Genomic DNA, 14,475 nt, shown 5'->3' with positions numbered 1-14,475 from the left:
ACGGGTCGCGGAGGCTTCTTTTTTCAGAACGCGTCGTCTTAGCGGTTGCGCGCGGCCAGCGTGCGCAGGCGCAGCGCGTTGAGCTTGATGAAGCCGGCGGCATCCTTCTGGTCGTAGGCGCCCTGGTCGTCCTCGAAGGTGACGAGCTTGTCGGAGTAGAGCGACTTGTCGCTCTCACGGCCGATGACCATGACGTTGCCCTTGTAGAGCTTCAACGTCACTTCGCCTTCGACATGCTCCTGGCTCTTGTCGATTGCGGCCTGCAGCATCTCGCGCTCCGGTGAGAACCAGAAGCCGTAATAGATCAGCTCGGCGTAGCGCGGCATCAGCTCGTCCTTGAGGTGGGCGGCGCCGCGGTCGAGCGTGATGCTCTCGATTGCGCGGTGCGCGGAGAGCAGGATGGTGCCGCCGGGGGTCTCGTAGACGCCGCGCGACTTCATGCCGACGAAGCGGTTCTCGACGAGGTCGAGACGGCCGATGCCGTTGTCGCGGCCGTACTCGTTGAGCTTGGCAAGCAGGGTTGCCGGCGACAGGCGTACGCCGTTGATCGAGACGGCGTCACCGCGCTCGAAGCCGATCTTGATGACGGTGGCCTGGTCGGGAGCGGCTTCCGGCGAGATCGTGCGCATGTGCACGTACTCAGGGGCTTCCAGTGCCGGGTCTTCGAGAACCTTGCCCTCGGAGGAGGAGTGCAGCAGGTTGGCGTCGACGGAGAACGGCGCTTCGCCCTTCTTGTCCTTGGCAACCGGGATCTGATGCTTCTCGGCGAATTCGAGCAGGTCGGTGCGGCTCTTGAACGACCAGTCGCGCCACGGCGCGATGATCTTGATGTCCGGGTTCAGCGCATAGGCCGAAAGCTCGAAGCGAACCTGGTCGTTGCCCTTGCCGGTCGCGCCATGGGCGATCGCGTCGGCGCCGGTCTTCTTGGCGATATCGATCAGGTGCTTGGAGATCAGCGGGCGGGCGATCGAGGTGCCGAGCAGGTAAACGCCTTCATAGACGGCGTTGGCGCGGAACATCGGGAAGACGAAATCCTTGACGAATTCCTCGCGGACGTCCTCGATGTAGATCTCCTTGATGCCGAGCATTTCGGCCTTCTTGCGGGCCGGCTCGAGCTCTTCGCCCTGGCCGAGGTCGGCGGTGAAGGTGACGACTTCCGCGCCGAGTTCGGTCTGCAGCCACTTCAGGATGATCGAGGTGTCGAGACCGCCCGAATAGGCGAGAACGACCTTTTTCACGTCTTTATGCGATGCCATGGTTTCCGTCCGTCTGGTCTTGGGGAGGGCGGCGATGCCGCGTGCAAATCTGCGGCACTTTAGCCAGAACCTGCGGCGATACAAGCGCTAGAACGCTTGACGATGCGAATCCGCTGGCAAAAGCGCAGGCGCAGGATTACTGGAGGCGACCCCCGTGCCGAGGAAACGACGATGGACTTCATTCCCAGCCTGCCGGCCCTCCTGACCTTTGCCGCTGCGACGCTGCTTCTGGCGGCCACACCCGGTCCGGACATGACGCTTTCGATCAGCCGGGCGCTCGCCCAGGGCAAGAAGGCCGCGCTCTTCGTCGTGCTCGGCACCCGCTTCGGCATCGTCGTGCATACGCTGCTCGTCGCGTTCGGCATCTCGGCGCTGATCACCGCCTCGCCAACCGCATTCACCATCCTCAAGACCGGCGGTGCCGCCTACCTGCTCTGGCTTGCGGTGCAGGCGATGCGCTTCGGCTCCAGCATTTCGGTGCAGAAGGTCGAGCCGACGGAAGGCAAGGCGCTTGCCAACATCTCGGCCGGCTTCTGGGTGAACCTGTTGAACCCCAAGGTCATCATCTTCTTCATGACCTTCCTGCCGCAGTTCGTCAGCGCCGATGATCCCTCGGTCACCGGCAAGCTTCTGTTCCTCGGCCTGTTCTTCATCGCCATCGGCATGCCGGTGAACATGCTGGTCGTCTTCACCGCCGACTGGCTTGCCTCCTGGCTGCAGCGCAATAAGGGCGTGATGCGGGCACTTAATTTCAGCTTCGCCGGCGTCTTCTCGGTGTTTGCGGTGAAGATTTTCATGACGACGGCTCGGTAAACAAAAACAAAAAGCCCGGACATCTTGGATGCCCGGGCCTTGTTATGAATTAGTCTTCTGTACTCAGCCGATCAGCAGCGCATCGTCGTCGAGCGTCTGGCCGCGGATGCGGCGGAACATGGCGATCAGGTCCTCGACCTGCAGTTCCTTGCGGCTGTCGCCGGCGACGTCGAGCACGATCTCGCCGCCGTGGAGCATGATGGTGCGGTGGCCGTAGTCGAGTGCCTGGCGCATCGAATGGGTGACCATCATCGTCGTCAGCTTTCGCTCCGAGACGATCTTCTGCGTCAGGTTCATCACGAACTCGGCCATGCCAGGGTCGAGGGCTGCCGTATGCTCGTCGAGCAGCAGCACTTCGGAGCCTGCGAGCGTCGCCATGACCAGCGAGACCGCCTGGCGCTGGCCGCCGGACAGAAGGTCCATGCGGTCGCCCATGCGGTTTTCAAGGCCGAGGTTGAGCTCGGCGATACGCTCGCGGAAATGTTCGCGGCGCTTCGGGCCGAGCGCGGCTGTGAGGCCGCGAGCCTCGCCACGTTTGGCAGCAAGCGCCAGGTTTTCCTCGATCGAGAGCGCGCCGCAGCTGCCGGTCAGCGGATCCTGGAAGACGCGAGCGACGAGGCCCGCGCGCGCAGCGGTACCCTTGCGGCTGACGTCTGTCTTGCCGATCGTCACCTGGCCGGCACTCGGCAGCACGTCGCCGGCGAGCACGCCGAGCAACGTCGACTTGCCGGCGCCGTTGGAGCCAATGACGGTGACGAAGGAGCCCTGCTCGATCGTCAGGCTGACGCCGTTCAGCGCCTGCTTCTGCAGCGGCGTGCCCTTGCCGAAGATGACCTCGATGTTGTTGACGCTGATCATGCCGCACCTCCACGACGCAGACGGGGAAGGACGAGGGCGAAGGTGACGAGTGCCGCGGTCACGAAGTTGAGGTCGGAGGCCTGCAGGCCGAGCATGTCGGTCGACAGCGCCAGCTGGATCGATATGCGGTAGAGGATCGAGCCGAGCACGCAGCCGATCAGCGCAATCAGGATGCCGCGGGCACCGAGCAGCGTCTCGCCGATGATGACCGCCGCAAGCCCGACGACGATGGTGCCGACACCCGAGGTGACGTCGGCAAAGCCGTTGGTCTGGGCGAACAAAGCGCCACCGAAGGCGACGAGCGCGTTGGAGATTGCCATGCCGAGATAGATCTGGCGGTTGGTGTCGACGCCCTGTGCGCGGGCCATGCGGGCATTGGCGCCAGTGGCGCGCATCGCAAGGCCGGCATCGCTCTCAAGGAAGCGCCAGACGATGATGACGGCGACGACCACGAGCACGCCGATAAACAGCGGCCGGACGTAGAAATCGCGCAAGCCGAGGCCGTAGAAGGGTGACAGCATCGTGTCGGCGTTGATCAGCGCGACGTTCGGCTTGCCCATGACGCGCAGGTTGACCGAGAACAGCGCGATCATCGTCAGGATCGAGGCGAGCAGGTTGAGGATCTTGAAGCGCACGTTGAGCATCGCCGTGACGATGCCGGCTGCGGCACCCGCGACCATCGCCACGCAGGCGGCAAGCCACGGATTGACGCCGGCGATGATCAGCACCGCGGTGACGGCGGCGCCCAGCGGAAACGATCCGTCGACCGTGAGGTCGGGAAAATCGAGAACCCGGAATGCGAGAAAGACGCCGAGGGCAACGAAGGCATAGACCAGCCCCAGCTCCACGGCTCCCCAGAAAGCAATTAGACTCAACCCCAGACCCTCTTTTCTACCTGTCGCGCCTGATTGTGCTTATGAGCGCGACGCTCCCGCTTGGCACATGGGGCGCACGGCCGGGCGCATGTGCGGCTTAGAAACTTGGAGCGGCCTCCGGTGTTCCGGGCCCCTCATAGCGAACCGCCCCCGTATGGAACGGAGGCGGGCAAAACGCAACAAACTTGAACCTGAAAAGGCCGAAAGCCTTATTCAACGACGCGGGTTGCGCGCTTTACGACACTTTCCGGAAGGGTGACGCCCATTTTCTCGGCGGCCTTCTTGTTGATCACCAGGTCGGAACCGGCAGCAACCTTGACGCCGATATCGCCCGGGTTTTCGCCCTTGAGGATGCGAACGACGATTTCGCCAGTCTGCTTGCCGACGTCGTAGTAGTTGAAGCCGAGGGCTGCGAGCGAGCCGCGGGCAACCGAGTCCGTGTCGGCGGTGAAGAGCGGCAGCTTGGCTTCTTCGGCGACGGCGACGGCACCTTCAAGTGCGGAGATGATCGTGTTGTCGGTGGGCACGTAAATCGCATCGGCGCGGCCGACGAGGGCACGGGCAGCACCCTGGACTTCAGCCGACTTGGTCGCGGCGGACTCGACGACGGTCAGGCCGGCCTTTTCGGCCTCGGTCTTCAGCACCGCGAGCAGCGAAACGGAGTTGGCTTCGCCGGAATTGTAGAGGTAGCCGATCGACTTGGCGTTCGGCAGGATTTCCTTGATCAGGGCAACGTGTTCGGCAACCGGCGACATGTCGGAGAGGCCAGTGACGTTACCGCCGGGCTTGTCCATGTCCTTGACCAGTTGGGCGCCGACCGGGTCGGAAACGGCGGTGAAGACGACCGGGATATCGCGGGTCGAGGAGACGACCGCTTGGGCCGACGGCGTCGAGATCGGAACGATCACGTTCGGCGCTTCGCCTGCGAACTGGCGGGCGATCTGCGCGGCGGTCGCCGGGTTGCCCTGGGCCGACTCGTAGATGAATTTGAGGTTCTCGCCTTCCTTGTAGCCGGCGGCGGTCAGCGCGTCCTTCACGCCGTCGCGTGCCGCGTCGAGTGCCGGATGCTCGACGATCGCGGTTACGGCGACGGTCACCTCATCGGCACGGGCGGGCAGGGTGAATGCCACCGTGGCGGCAAGGGCGATGAGAAGTGAGCGCATGGGTTGTCCTCCAATTGATGTCCCGCTTTCTTAGGAAACCGATGACATGAAATCAATCGATAGGAACTGCATCACCCATCAAAGTTCTTCATCGATGGGTGATGGGCGAGGAACGAAGGACCCGAGGAGGCGCTTCGTCTCAATCTTCGCCGTGATTGGCGATCATCATCGCTTCGAAGGCGAGGCGGTCGACCTTGCGCATGCGTTCGGATTCCGACTTCAGCTGGCCGCAGGCGGCAAGGATGTCGCGGCCGCGTGGTGTGCGGATCGGCGAGGCGTAGCCGGCCTGGTTGATGAAGTCGGCAAACTTCTCGATGTGCTCCCAGTCGGAACACTGGTAGTTGGTGCCCGGCCAGGGGTTGAAGGGGATGAGGTTGATCTTTGCGGGCACACCCTTCAGGAGCTTCACCAACTGCTTGGCGTCTTCGAGGCTGTCGTTGACGTCCTTCAGCATCACGTATTCGAAGGTGATGCGGCGGGCGTTGGAAAGGCCGGGATAGGCGCGGCAGGCGTCCATCAGTTCCTTCAGCGGGTACTTCTTGTTGATCGGCACCAGCATGTCGCGCAGGTCGTCGCGCACGGCATGCAGCGAGATCGCCAGCATGACGCCGATCTCTTCGCCGGTGCGATAGATTTCCGGCACGATGCCTGAGGTCGACAGCGTGATGCGGCGCTTGGACAGCGACAGGCCTTCGCCGTCAGAGGCGATCAGAAGGGCGGTCTTGACCTGCTCGAAATTATAGAGCGGCTCGCCCATGCCCATCATCACGATGTTGGTGATCTTGCGGCCTTCAGCCGGCACGATCGCGCCCTGCGGGGTGTCGCGCTCCGGGAAGTCGCCGAGCCGGTCGCGGGCAAGCAGCAGCTGCGCGAGGATTTCCTCGGCCGTCAGGTTGCGCACCAGCTTCTGGGTGCCGGTGTGACAGAAGGAGCAGGTGAGCGTGCAGCCGACCTGGCTCGAAATGCAGAGCGTGCCGCGGCCTTCCTCGGGAATGTAGACGGTCTCGATCTCGACCGGTCGTCCGGCCCCGCGCGCCGGGAAGCGCAACAGCCACTTGCGGGTGCCGTCGCCGGAAATCTGTTCCTCGACGATCTCCGGGCGCGCGATGGTGAAATGCTGCTTCAGCATCTCGCGCATGTCCTTGGACACGTTCGTCATGTGATCGAAGTCGGAGACGCCACGCACGTAGAGCCAGTGCCAGAGCTGGCTGACGCGCATCTTGACCTGGCGTTCCGGCACGCCCTTTTCGACCAGTGCCTTGGCCATGTCCTCGCGCAGAAGTCCGATCAGCGACGGCTTTTCCGCCTCTACGGCTGCGCGCACCTGCGGCGCCTTGGCGATTTCCACCCGGTTCAGAATTTCAGTGGCTGCCATGCTCATGATGTCCTGTCATACGGCGAGAGGCCGTCCGGAGAGCGGGTCCGGAAATCGTCCTGATGCGCGAATTGAAATCGGTCGAGCCATCGAAAGCGGCCTATCGGGGCGCGGAGGCTCTCAAGTTGGCCGCCCTTTAGCATTGTTTTGGCCGGGAGTCACGAGGCAGGCCCCTTGAACGCAAAAGGCCGGCTTTGCAGCCGGCCCCTACGCGTGACTTTCGGTCTCGCGATTACTTGCAGGCTTCGATCTGCTTCAGCGCAGCGGAGATGCCCGAGAGCGAGTAGGAGTAGGAGGTCGCGGTACCCTTGCGCGACTTGGCGTTGACCGACATGGCCTTGCCGTTCTTCATGGCGGCAACCAGTGCCGGCTCTTCGGCAGCATTTTCGACCCAGGCCGAATTGCCCTTGGTGAACATCACGAAGGTGCGGCCGTCGATGACGACGTTGACCTTGGAGTTCTCCTGCAGCGCATAGCCCATCATTGCCTGAGGCTCGTAGCTGATGTTCTGGCCGGGGCGCTGGGAAACGAGGAAGAAGATGTCGCCATGGTCGACGCCGGCCGGGCTCTTTTCCTTCGGAACCGAAAGGACGTAGCAGACCTTGCCGCCGCCGGCATTGTAGGAATAGGCGCCCCAGGCGTTGAACTGCTGGATGCGCGTCGGAGACTGGGCGGCAGCCATGCTGGCGGTGGCCAGAACGAGTGCGATTGCGGTTGCGATCTTTCTTACAAACATGAGGTCCTGCCGCTTTTCTTGCTTTTCGATCACCCGAAACAGGTCAGACGGGCGACGCGTAGTCATGATTTGATTTGTTTTGACTTAATTCAGGTTACCAAACCGTCAACGGTGGCCGAAAACCGCGGCTTTAGCCCCGAAATGGAGCGGTTTGCCCCATCGCACAGTGCCTTTCGACCGCCGATTCGCGCCTTCGCCGAACCGGGCTCGATCGAGGATGCGCGTTACCTCGGAATGCCCGTTCCAGAAGGTTTCCTGCCCCAAGCCATTGCATGGCGTCAGCCGCACCAAAGCGCGCGACCAGCGTCACTTGCAGATCTATGCCACAAAGAATTAGGCAAGAGTTTGACTTTCGGGCGGGAATGCGGCGCCACAACCGGACAGGCGGCGTCCGACGTCAGCTCTCCGGCGTATCGGCCAGCGTCTCATCGGCCTTGGTATAGTGCGTTTCCTTGATCTGCCCGCTGATGGCAGCAAAGGCCGCGGTCAAGACGGCAACGTCATCGGAGAAGCCGACGACGGCCAGCACGTCGGGGATGATATCGATCGGCAGCACGAAATAGGCGAGGGCTGCAAGCAGGATGCCGCGGGTGCGTGTCGGGGTCTTCGGATCGATGGCGCAGTAATAGGCGGCAACCAGGTCGCGGCTGAATGGGATCTGGCGGGCAGCTCGGCGAAAGGTCGGCCAGAAGCGGCGCTTCACGCGCTTTTCCCGCCGCTCCTGCTCGGATTCTTCGCCAGGCAAGAGAATTTCACCAATCTTGATGTCGTCCATCGTCCCGCTTCCGCTATATTCTCGGCCGCCAGGCGTTCTCGTGAACGCGCGGCGCTCCGGCGCTTTCAATATGGGAATTCCGCGTCCTATTTCAAATGATCGGGCATGCGGCCTGACGCTGCCTTGTCCATGCGCGCCGCCAGCTTGAAGTCGAGTTCGCTCAATCCGCCGGCGTCATGGGTCGTCAGCGTCACGTCGACGCGATTGTAGACGTTGAACCATTCCGGGTGATGGTTGAGCTTCTCGGCGACGATCGCGCATTCGGTCATGAAGCCGAAGGCCTCGACGAAGTTCTTGAAGCGGAACGCCTTCCAGATCGAGTTGCCGTCTTCGGCCCGCACCCACCCTTCCATCTTGTGAAGGTTGTCGGCAATCGTCGCCTCGTCCAGTCTCTCCGCTGCCATCGCTTGTCTCCTCCCATGCGCCTGTTCGAAGCCCGAGCTGTCGCGTATAAGCGTCAACTGTCTCCAGCCTTCGAATCTGAATAGCATGAAACCGGTCAGAGTTCTTTTCGTTTGTCTCGGCAACATCTGCCGGTCGCCGCTTGCCGAGGGCGTGTTGCGCGCATTGGCGAAGCAAGAGGGATTGGCTGTAGCGCTGGAGATCGATTCGGCCGGAACCGGCGCCTGGCATATCGGCGATCCGCCGGACCGGCGATCGATAGAGACGGCGCGGCGGCACGGCATCGATATTTCTACACTGCGCGGACGCCAGGTGGCGGCGGCAGATTTCAGTGATTTCGACCTCATCCTCGGCATGGACGAGAACAATGTCCGCACGCTGAAAAGGCTCGCGCCGGATGGCACGGCGCAGAAGGTGCATCTCTTTCTCGATTATGCGTCAGGCGACCTGCGGGACGTGCCGGATCCCTATTACGAAGGGCGGGAAGCCTTCGAGGCGCTTTACCAGATGCTGGAGGCCGGATGTTCGTCGTTGCTCGAAAGGCTCGGCGAACGCACCTCGTGAAGCGGGAAAAGCTCTTCCGTCAGGTACGGTCCGCCGCCGACTGAATCGCGCGACGAGAGCAGCACGAAGCGGGAGACCGTGAAGAGCGAGGTCATGAAGTTGCCGCGCCCCGAGAGGTACTCGACCACGTCTTCGACACGGCTGGAGCGCAGCCGCGCCAGCGTCACGTGCGGGGTGAACTTGCGCGGGTCCGGCCCCAGTCCGAGCCTTTGGCAGATGCGCTCGATTTCGGCCTGCAGCGCATACATTTCCGGATGGTTGGTAACGCCGGCCCAGACCGAGTGCGGCTTCTTCGAGCCGAATGCGCCGGTGCCGTTCAGTTGCAGTTGGAATTCAGGACGTTCGATGCGATCGAGCTTGTCGATGATCTCGTCGGCGGTGCGCCAGTCGACGTCACCGATGAAGCGCAGGGTGATGTGGTAGTTCTCCACATCGATCCAGCGAGCTCCGGGAAGACCTCCGCGCAGCAATGAAAGACTCATTGCAGCATTGCGCGGAATTTCGAGGGCGGTGAATAGTCTCGGCATGGCGAGCTCCCCGAATCTCTTGCAGATGTCTTAGCGAATCACGCATCGCATCTGCACGCAACTGGTATTTGACGCTTCAGAATATTAACGTTGCCTTAACTGTGGACGATGTCATCACTCCGTCTTGTTCAGCGTTGCCAGAAACCGCTCGACGACGGGCAGGGCCTTCTCGACCATGACGCCGACGCCGTCGCCATTGGGATGCATGCCGTCTTCGAGCTTGAGCTTGGCCTCCGTCACCACGCCGTCGAGAAAGAACGGATAGAGTTCCAGCCCATATTTTTTGGCGAGTTCCGGATAGATCGGGTTGAAGCGGGCGGCGTAGTCGCCGCCCATGTTCGGCGGCGCCATCATGCCGGCGAGCAGCACGGCGATGCCGCGGTCCTTCAGCCGGGTGATCATCGCCTCGATGTTCTTGCGGGTCTCTTCAGGCGCGATGCCGCGCAGCGCGTCGTTGGCGCCAAGCTCGAGGATCACGCCATTGGTACCATCCGGCACCGACCAGTCGATGCGGGCAAGACCGCCGGAACTCGTGTCGCCGGAAACGCCGGCGTTCGCGATCGTCACGTCGAAGCCCTTTTCCTTCAGCGCCTTTTCGAGCCGAGCCGGGAAGGCGTCCTCCGGCGGGAGCTGATAACCCGCCATCAGGCTGTCGCCGAACCCGATCAGGCTGATCGTCTCGGCGCGTGCGGTGCATGATAACGCAAATGTCATCATCAGTGCCAAGAAAACCCGTTGAAATCCTTTTAATGCCATGGGCCTGTTCCTAAATCCCGAATGCCGTTTCTGTTCCCCACTTCGTTTCATATAGGGTTGTTTCGCTTGGCCAGCACCATCATCGAACTTAAAAACGCGGATCTGACGCTGGGCGAGGCGGCCGCCTCGGTGCATGTGCTGAAAGGCATGAGCCTGACGATCAATGCCGGAGAATCGGTCGGCATCGTCGGCCCGTCCGGTTCAGGCAAGTCGACTTTGCTAATGGTGCTTGCCGGGCTCGAGCGGCTGGATCGCGGCGAGATCGTCATCGACGGCACGCCGCTGCACCGGCTCGACGAGGACCGGGTGGCGGACTTTCGCGGGCGCAACATCGGCATCGTCTTCCAGTCCTTCCACCTCATTCCCAACATGACGGCACTCGAAAACGTCGCCGTGCCGCTCGAACTGGCCAATGTGTCGGGCGCCTTCGAGATCGCGCGCAAGGAGCTTGTCGCCGTCGGCCTCGGCGAGCGGCTCAGCCATTATCCCGGCCAGCTCTCGGGCGGCGAGCAGCAGCGCGTTGCGATCGCCCGGGCGCTTGCGCCCTCGCCGAAGCTTCTGATCGCCGACGAACCAACCGGCAACCTCGACGCTGAAACCGGACGGCAGATCGCCGATCTGCTTTTCGCCGAACAGCGTGACCGCGGCATGACACTCGTGCTCGTGACCCATGACGCCGCCCTTGCCGACCGCTGCGCGCGGCAGGTGCGGGTGCGCTCGGGCGAGATCGTTGCCGGCGGCGCCGCGGACCCCGTGGCCGTGGCGCCGGTCCAGCAGGCGGCCTCGGCATGATCGGCGCGCCTTCGGTACGGCTGCGGCCGCTGCTTGCCCTGCGGCTGGCGCTGCGTGAAATGCGCGGCGGGCTCAAGGGCTTCTACATCTTCCTCGCCTGCATTGCGCTGGGTACGGCGGCGATTGCCGGCGTCAATTCGCTGTCGCAATCGATCACAGCGACGATCGCATCGCAGGGTCAGGAACTGCTCGCCGGCGATATTCGCTTCGAGCTTAACAATCGTGTCGCAACGACCGAAGAGCGCGCCTATCTCGATGGTCTTGGAACCGTTGCGGTTTCCGCTGGCCTGAGATCTATGGCGCGGCTGCCCGACGGTTCCAATCAAGCCCTGGTGGAACTGAAGGCCGTCGAAGCGGCCTATCCGCTCTATGGCACGCTGGAGAGCGAACCCGACAGGCCGCTTCACGACCTCATCGCACGCGACGGCGACGTCTTCGGTGCGGTCGTGGCGCCTCTGCTGCTCGACCGCCTGGACGTTAAGGTCGGAGACGAAATCCTTCTCGGCAACGCCCGTGTCCGGATCGCCGGCACGATCACGCGCGAGCCGGATGCGCTTTCCGACGGCTTCGGCTTCGCGCCCCGCCTGATGGTCTCGGACGAAGCCCTGGCGGCGACGGGACTGGTGCAGACCGGAAGCCTCGTCGAGCACACATACAAGGTGAAGCTCGCCGATCCGGCAGGGGTTGCGGCCGTTCGCACCGAGGCGGAGAAAAGCCAGCCGGCAGCCGGCTGGTCGATCCGCACCAGCGGCAACGCAGCACCGGCGCTGACGGCCAACATCACGCGTTTCTCGCAGTTCCTGACGCTTGTCGGCCTGACGGCGCTCATCGTCGGCGGCGTCGGCGTCGCCAATGCGGTGCGCGCCTATCTCGATGCCAAGCGCAGCGTGATCGCGACCTTCAAATGCCTGGGCGCGCCCGCTGCGTTGGTGGCGATGATCTATCTCGCACAGATCCTGATGATCGCCTTGATCGGCATCGTTATCGGGCTCGCGCTCGGAGCTCTGATCCCCTTTGTCGCGGCGCAGTTTTTGGCCGACCTGTTGCCGATTTCGACCGCCTTCCATCTCTATCCGGGCGCGCTCGGGCTTGCCGCCCTGTTCGGCGTGCTGACGGCGCTGACCTTCGCCATCCTGCCGCTCGGACGGGCGCGCGCCATTCCTGCGACCGCACTCTTCCGCCAGCAGGGTTTCGATCCCTCGGGTTTTCCGGCCTGGCCCTATCTGCTCGGCGCCGTCGCGTGTCTTGCCGCGCTCGCCGGCCTGGCGATCTTTACGGCTTACGACCGCTATATTTCGCTCGTCTTCCTCGGCGCGATTGCCTTCGCCTTCATCGTGCTCAGGGCCGTTGCGCTCGCGATCGCCTGGCTCGCGCGCCGCAGCCCGCGGGTCAATTCGCCGGCTCTCAGACTGGCGATCGGCAACATTCACCGTCCGGGTGCGCTGACCTCCTCGGTGGTGCTGTCGCTTGGGCTCGGTCTGGCGCTTCTGGTGACGCTGGCGCTGATCGACGGCAATCTGCGCCGCGAACTCACCGGAAGCATGGCGGAGCGAGCGCCGAATTTCTTCTTCGTCGATATCCAGGGCAGCGAGATTGAAGGTTTCCGCTCGGTGCTGAACCAGGCGATCCCGAAGGGCAAGGTCATCGAGGTGCCGATGCTGCGCGGCCGCATCACCGCCTTCAACGGTGAGGACGTGAACAGCCGCAACGTGCCGCCTGCAGGCCAATGGGTGCTGCGCGGCGACCGCGGTATCACCTACGCCAAGAACAAGCCGGAGAATTCGACGCTGTCCGAAGGTGCCTGGTGGCCGGCCGACTACAGCGGCGAACCCCTGGTTTCCTTCTCGTCCGAGGAGGCCGGCGAACTCGGCCTGAAGATCGGCGATACGGTCACCGTCAATGTGCTCGGCCGCAACATCACCGCCAAGATTGCCAACTTCCGCAATGTCGAGTGGGAATCGCTGTCGATCAACTTCGTCATGGTGTTCTCGCCGAACACCTTTGCCGGCGCGCCGCATGCCTGGCTGGCGACTGTGATCGATCCGTCGGCGACGCCGGAAGAGGAGGCGGCGGTCCTGAAGGCCGTCACCAATGCCTATCCGACGATCACCAGCGTACGGGTGAAGGACGCTCTCGACATTGTGAATGGGCTGCTCGGTCAGCTGGCAACGGCGATCCGGGCGGCCGCGGCCGTGGCGCTCGTCGCCTCCGTGCTGGTGCTGGCCGGCGCGCTTGCGGCCGGCAACCGGGCGCGCGTCCATGATGCGGTGGTCCTGAAGACGCTGGGGGCAACGCGGGTGACGCTGATCAAGGCGTTCAGCTACGAATACGCGATCCTCGGTCTTGCAACCGCAGTTTTTGCGCTGTTTGCCGGCGGTATCGCCGCCTGGTTCGTCGTCAACCGCATCATGACGCTGCCGTCGAGCTTCCTGCCCGACGTGGCGATCGTGACGGTTGTGGCAGCGCTGGTGATGACGGTCGGCATCGGACTTGCCGGTACATGGCGCATTCTCGGGCAGAAGGCGGCGCCGGTCCTGCGCGAACTTTGACCGGGCCGAGTTAACCGTAAATCCCTATTGCGCCGGTCTGAATCGGTCCAGTGCAACGGAATCCGGGAGTGCCGGGTCTTGTGTGCAGCGGGTTTCGGCATCATATTTGTCCACAGGCATGCTGGAGCTCCGCAGCGGCGCCTGGGCGTGGAAGCTCATCTTCCAGGGCGATATTCGCCGCCCGACACCGTAACTTCCACCGGAGCTTGAATGAGGAAACAATGGCTGATCTGAGAAATTACCAAACCCGAATGTCGCCCGCCGGCGCTCAGGCGGGTGCCGTGATTGACGAAGGCCTTCGCGCATACATGCTGAAGGTCTACAACCTGATGGCGCTTGGTCTGGCGATCACTGGCGTCGCGGCCTACCTGGCCTTCCAAATGGCGTTTTCGGATGGCCAGCTGACTGCCTTCGGTGCTGCGATCTATACGAGCCCGCTGAAGTGGGTGGTGATGCTGGCGCCGCTGGCGCTCGTGTTCTTCATGAGCTTCCGCATCAATAGCATGAGCGTTTCTGCCGCGCAGACGACGTTCTGGATCTATGCGGCCCTGATGGGCCTGTCGCTGTCGTCGATCTTCCTGATCTACACCGGCCAGAGCATCGTTCAGACGTTCTTCGTGACGGCCGCCTCGTTCGGCGCCCTGTCGCTTTACGGCTACACCACGAAGAAGGACCTGTCCGGCATGGGCTCGTTCCTGATCATGGGTCTGTTCGGCGTCATCATCGCGTCGATCGTCAACATCTTCCTCGCCTCTTCGGCGCTCGCCTTCGCGATCAGCGTGATCGGCGTGCTGATCTTCGCTGGCCTCACCGCCTACGACACGCAGAAGATCAAGGAAATGTACTACGAAGCCGATGACAGCGCCGTTGCCGGCCGCAAGGCGATCATGGGCGCGCTGACGCTCTACCTCGACTTCATCAACCTGTTCATGTTCCTGCTCCAGTTCATGGGCAACCGGAACAACTAAGTCTGAACAGCACACGGAAAAGGCGGCTTCGGCCGCCTTTTTTGTTTGCTGAAGCAGCTTGAAAGC

Annotated in this window: 15 protein-coding genes; 5 read left to right on the top strand and 10 right to left on the bottom strand. The window is 62.9% G+C overall.

Annotated features, from left to right (window positions below; genetic code table 11):
• Positions 1-38 precede the first annotated feature (38 nt).
• Positions 39-1,256 carry an argininosuccinate synthase gene (locus AC3WVQ_RS17730; protein ID WP_034802869.1) on the bottom strand — a complete coding sequence of 406 codons (1,218 nt, stop codon included), beginning with the start codon at positions 1,254-1,256 and terminating at the stop codon, positions 39-41.
• 171 nt (positions 1,257-1,427) lie between these two features.
• Between AC3WVQ_RS17730 and AC3WVQ_RS17725 the strand changes: the two genes are divergently transcribed.
• Positions 1,428-2,069 (top strand): LysE family translocator, encoded by a 642-nt coding sequence (locus AC3WVQ_RS17725; RefSeq protein WP_492382886.1) that lies wholly within the window; start codon positions 1,428-1,430, stop codon positions 2,067-2,069.
• A 63-nt stretch (positions 2,070-2,132) separates the two neighbouring features.
• Here AC3WVQ_RS17725 and AC3WVQ_RS17720 read toward each other — a convergent pair whose 3' ends face one another.
• From AC3WVQ_RS17720 to AC3WVQ_RS17690, 7 genes are all read right to left on the bottom strand, one after another.
• Positions 2,133-2,927: an ABC transporter ATP-binding protein gene (locus AC3WVQ_RS17720; protein WP_034802864.1), complete on the bottom strand. Its 795-nt coding sequence runs from the start codon at positions 2,925-2,927 to the stop codon at positions 2,133-2,135.
• Entirely contained in the window at positions 2,924-3,802 is an 879-nt protein-coding gene (locus AC3WVQ_RS17715) for an ABC transporter permease (RefSeq protein ID WP_090295237.1), read from the bottom strand. The genes AC3WVQ_RS17720 and AC3WVQ_RS17715 overlap by 4 nt, the downstream gene beginning before the upstream one ends.
• Positions 3,803-4,011: 209 nt before the next feature.
• A complete protein-coding gene (locus tag AC3WVQ_RS17710) occupies positions 4,012-4,965 on the bottom strand; it encodes an ABC transporter substrate-binding protein (protein WP_090295239.1) in 954 nt (317 codons plus the stop codon).
• A 139-nt stretch (positions 4,966-5,104) separates the two neighbouring features.
• Entirely contained in the window at positions 5,105-6,340 is a 1,236-nt protein-coding gene (gene rlmN, locus AC3WVQ_RS17705) for a dual-specificity RNA methyltransferase RlmN (RefSeq protein ID WP_034803143.1), read from the bottom strand.
• Between the two features lie 232 nt (positions 6,341-6,572).
• Positions 6,573-7,076, bottom strand: a complete 504-nt coding sequence (locus tag AC3WVQ_RS17700; protein WP_034803141.1) for an invasion associated locus B family protein — start codon at positions 7,074-7,076, stop codon at positions 6,573-6,575.
• Between the two features lie 397 nt (positions 7,077-7,473).
• Entirely contained in the window at positions 7,474-7,851 is a 378-nt protein-coding gene (locus AC3WVQ_RS17695; protein WP_034802857.1) for a YkvA family protein, read from the bottom strand.
• An 86-nt stretch (positions 7,852-7,937) separates the two neighbouring features.
• Positions 7,938-8,255 carry a 4a-hydroxytetrahydrobiopterin dehydratase gene (locus AC3WVQ_RS17690; RefSeq protein ID WP_060611238.1) on the bottom strand — a complete coding sequence of 106 codons (318 nt, stop codon included), beginning with the start codon at positions 8,253-8,255 and terminating at the stop codon, positions 7,938-7,940.
• An 85-nt stretch (positions 8,256-8,340) separates the two neighbouring features.
• Between AC3WVQ_RS17690 and AC3WVQ_RS17685 the strand changes: the two genes are divergently transcribed.
• The gene (locus tag AC3WVQ_RS17685; protein ID WP_090295240.1) at positions 8,341-8,817 is read left to right on the top strand and encodes a low molecular weight protein-tyrosine-phosphatase; all 477 of its coding nucleotides are present in this window, start codon (positions 8,341-8,343) and stop codon (positions 8,815-8,817) included.
• Here the strand turns inward: AC3WVQ_RS17685 and thpR are convergent.
• On the bottom strand, positions 8,754-9,344 hold the full coding sequence (gene thpR / locus AC3WVQ_RS17680; RefSeq protein WP_090295243.1) for an RNA 2',3'-cyclic phosphodiesterase: 591 nt from the start codon (positions 9,342-9,344) through the stop codon (positions 8,754-8,756). The two genes, AC3WVQ_RS17685 and thpR, sit on opposite strands and share 64 nt — an antisense overlap.
• Before the next feature lie 114 nt (positions 9,345-9,458).
• Positions 9,459-10,100: an arylesterase gene (locus AC3WVQ_RS17675; protein ID WP_090295245.1), complete on the bottom strand. Its 642-nt coding sequence runs from the start codon at positions 10,098-10,100 to the stop codon at positions 9,459-9,461.
• Positions 10,101-10,166: 66 nt separating this feature from the next.
• Here AC3WVQ_RS17675 and AC3WVQ_RS17670 point away from each other — a divergent pair, with 66 nt between their 5' ends.
• The 3 genes from AC3WVQ_RS17670 (at position 10,167) to AC3WVQ_RS17660 (ending at position 14,409) form a co-directional block, all read left to right on the top strand.
• Positions 10,167-10,892, top strand: coding sequence for an ABC transporter ATP-binding protein (locus AC3WVQ_RS17670; protein WP_090295445.1), 726 nt, complete (start codon positions 10,167-10,169; stop codon positions 10,890-10,892).
• Positions 10,889-13,441: an ABC transporter permease gene (locus tag AC3WVQ_RS17665; RefSeq protein WP_110818895.1), complete on the top strand. Its 2,553-nt coding sequence runs from the start codon at positions 10,889-10,891 to the stop codon at positions 13,439-13,441. Before AC3WVQ_RS17670 ends, AC3WVQ_RS17665 begins: the two co-directional genes overlap by 4 nt.
• A gap of 221 nt (positions 13,442-13,662) precedes the next feature.
• A complete protein-coding gene (locus AC3WVQ_RS17660) occupies positions 13,663-14,409 on the top strand; it encodes a Bax inhibitor-1/YccA family protein (protein ID WP_090295248.1) in 747 nt (248 codons plus the stop codon).
• Positions 14,410-14,475: the final 66 nt, after the last annotated feature.

It is taken from the genome of Ensifer sp. EB106-05-01-XG146, from assembly GCF_058791875.1.
Note: the sequence above shows the minus strand (reverse complement) of the source record. Positions and strands in the feature narration are given on the sequence as shown.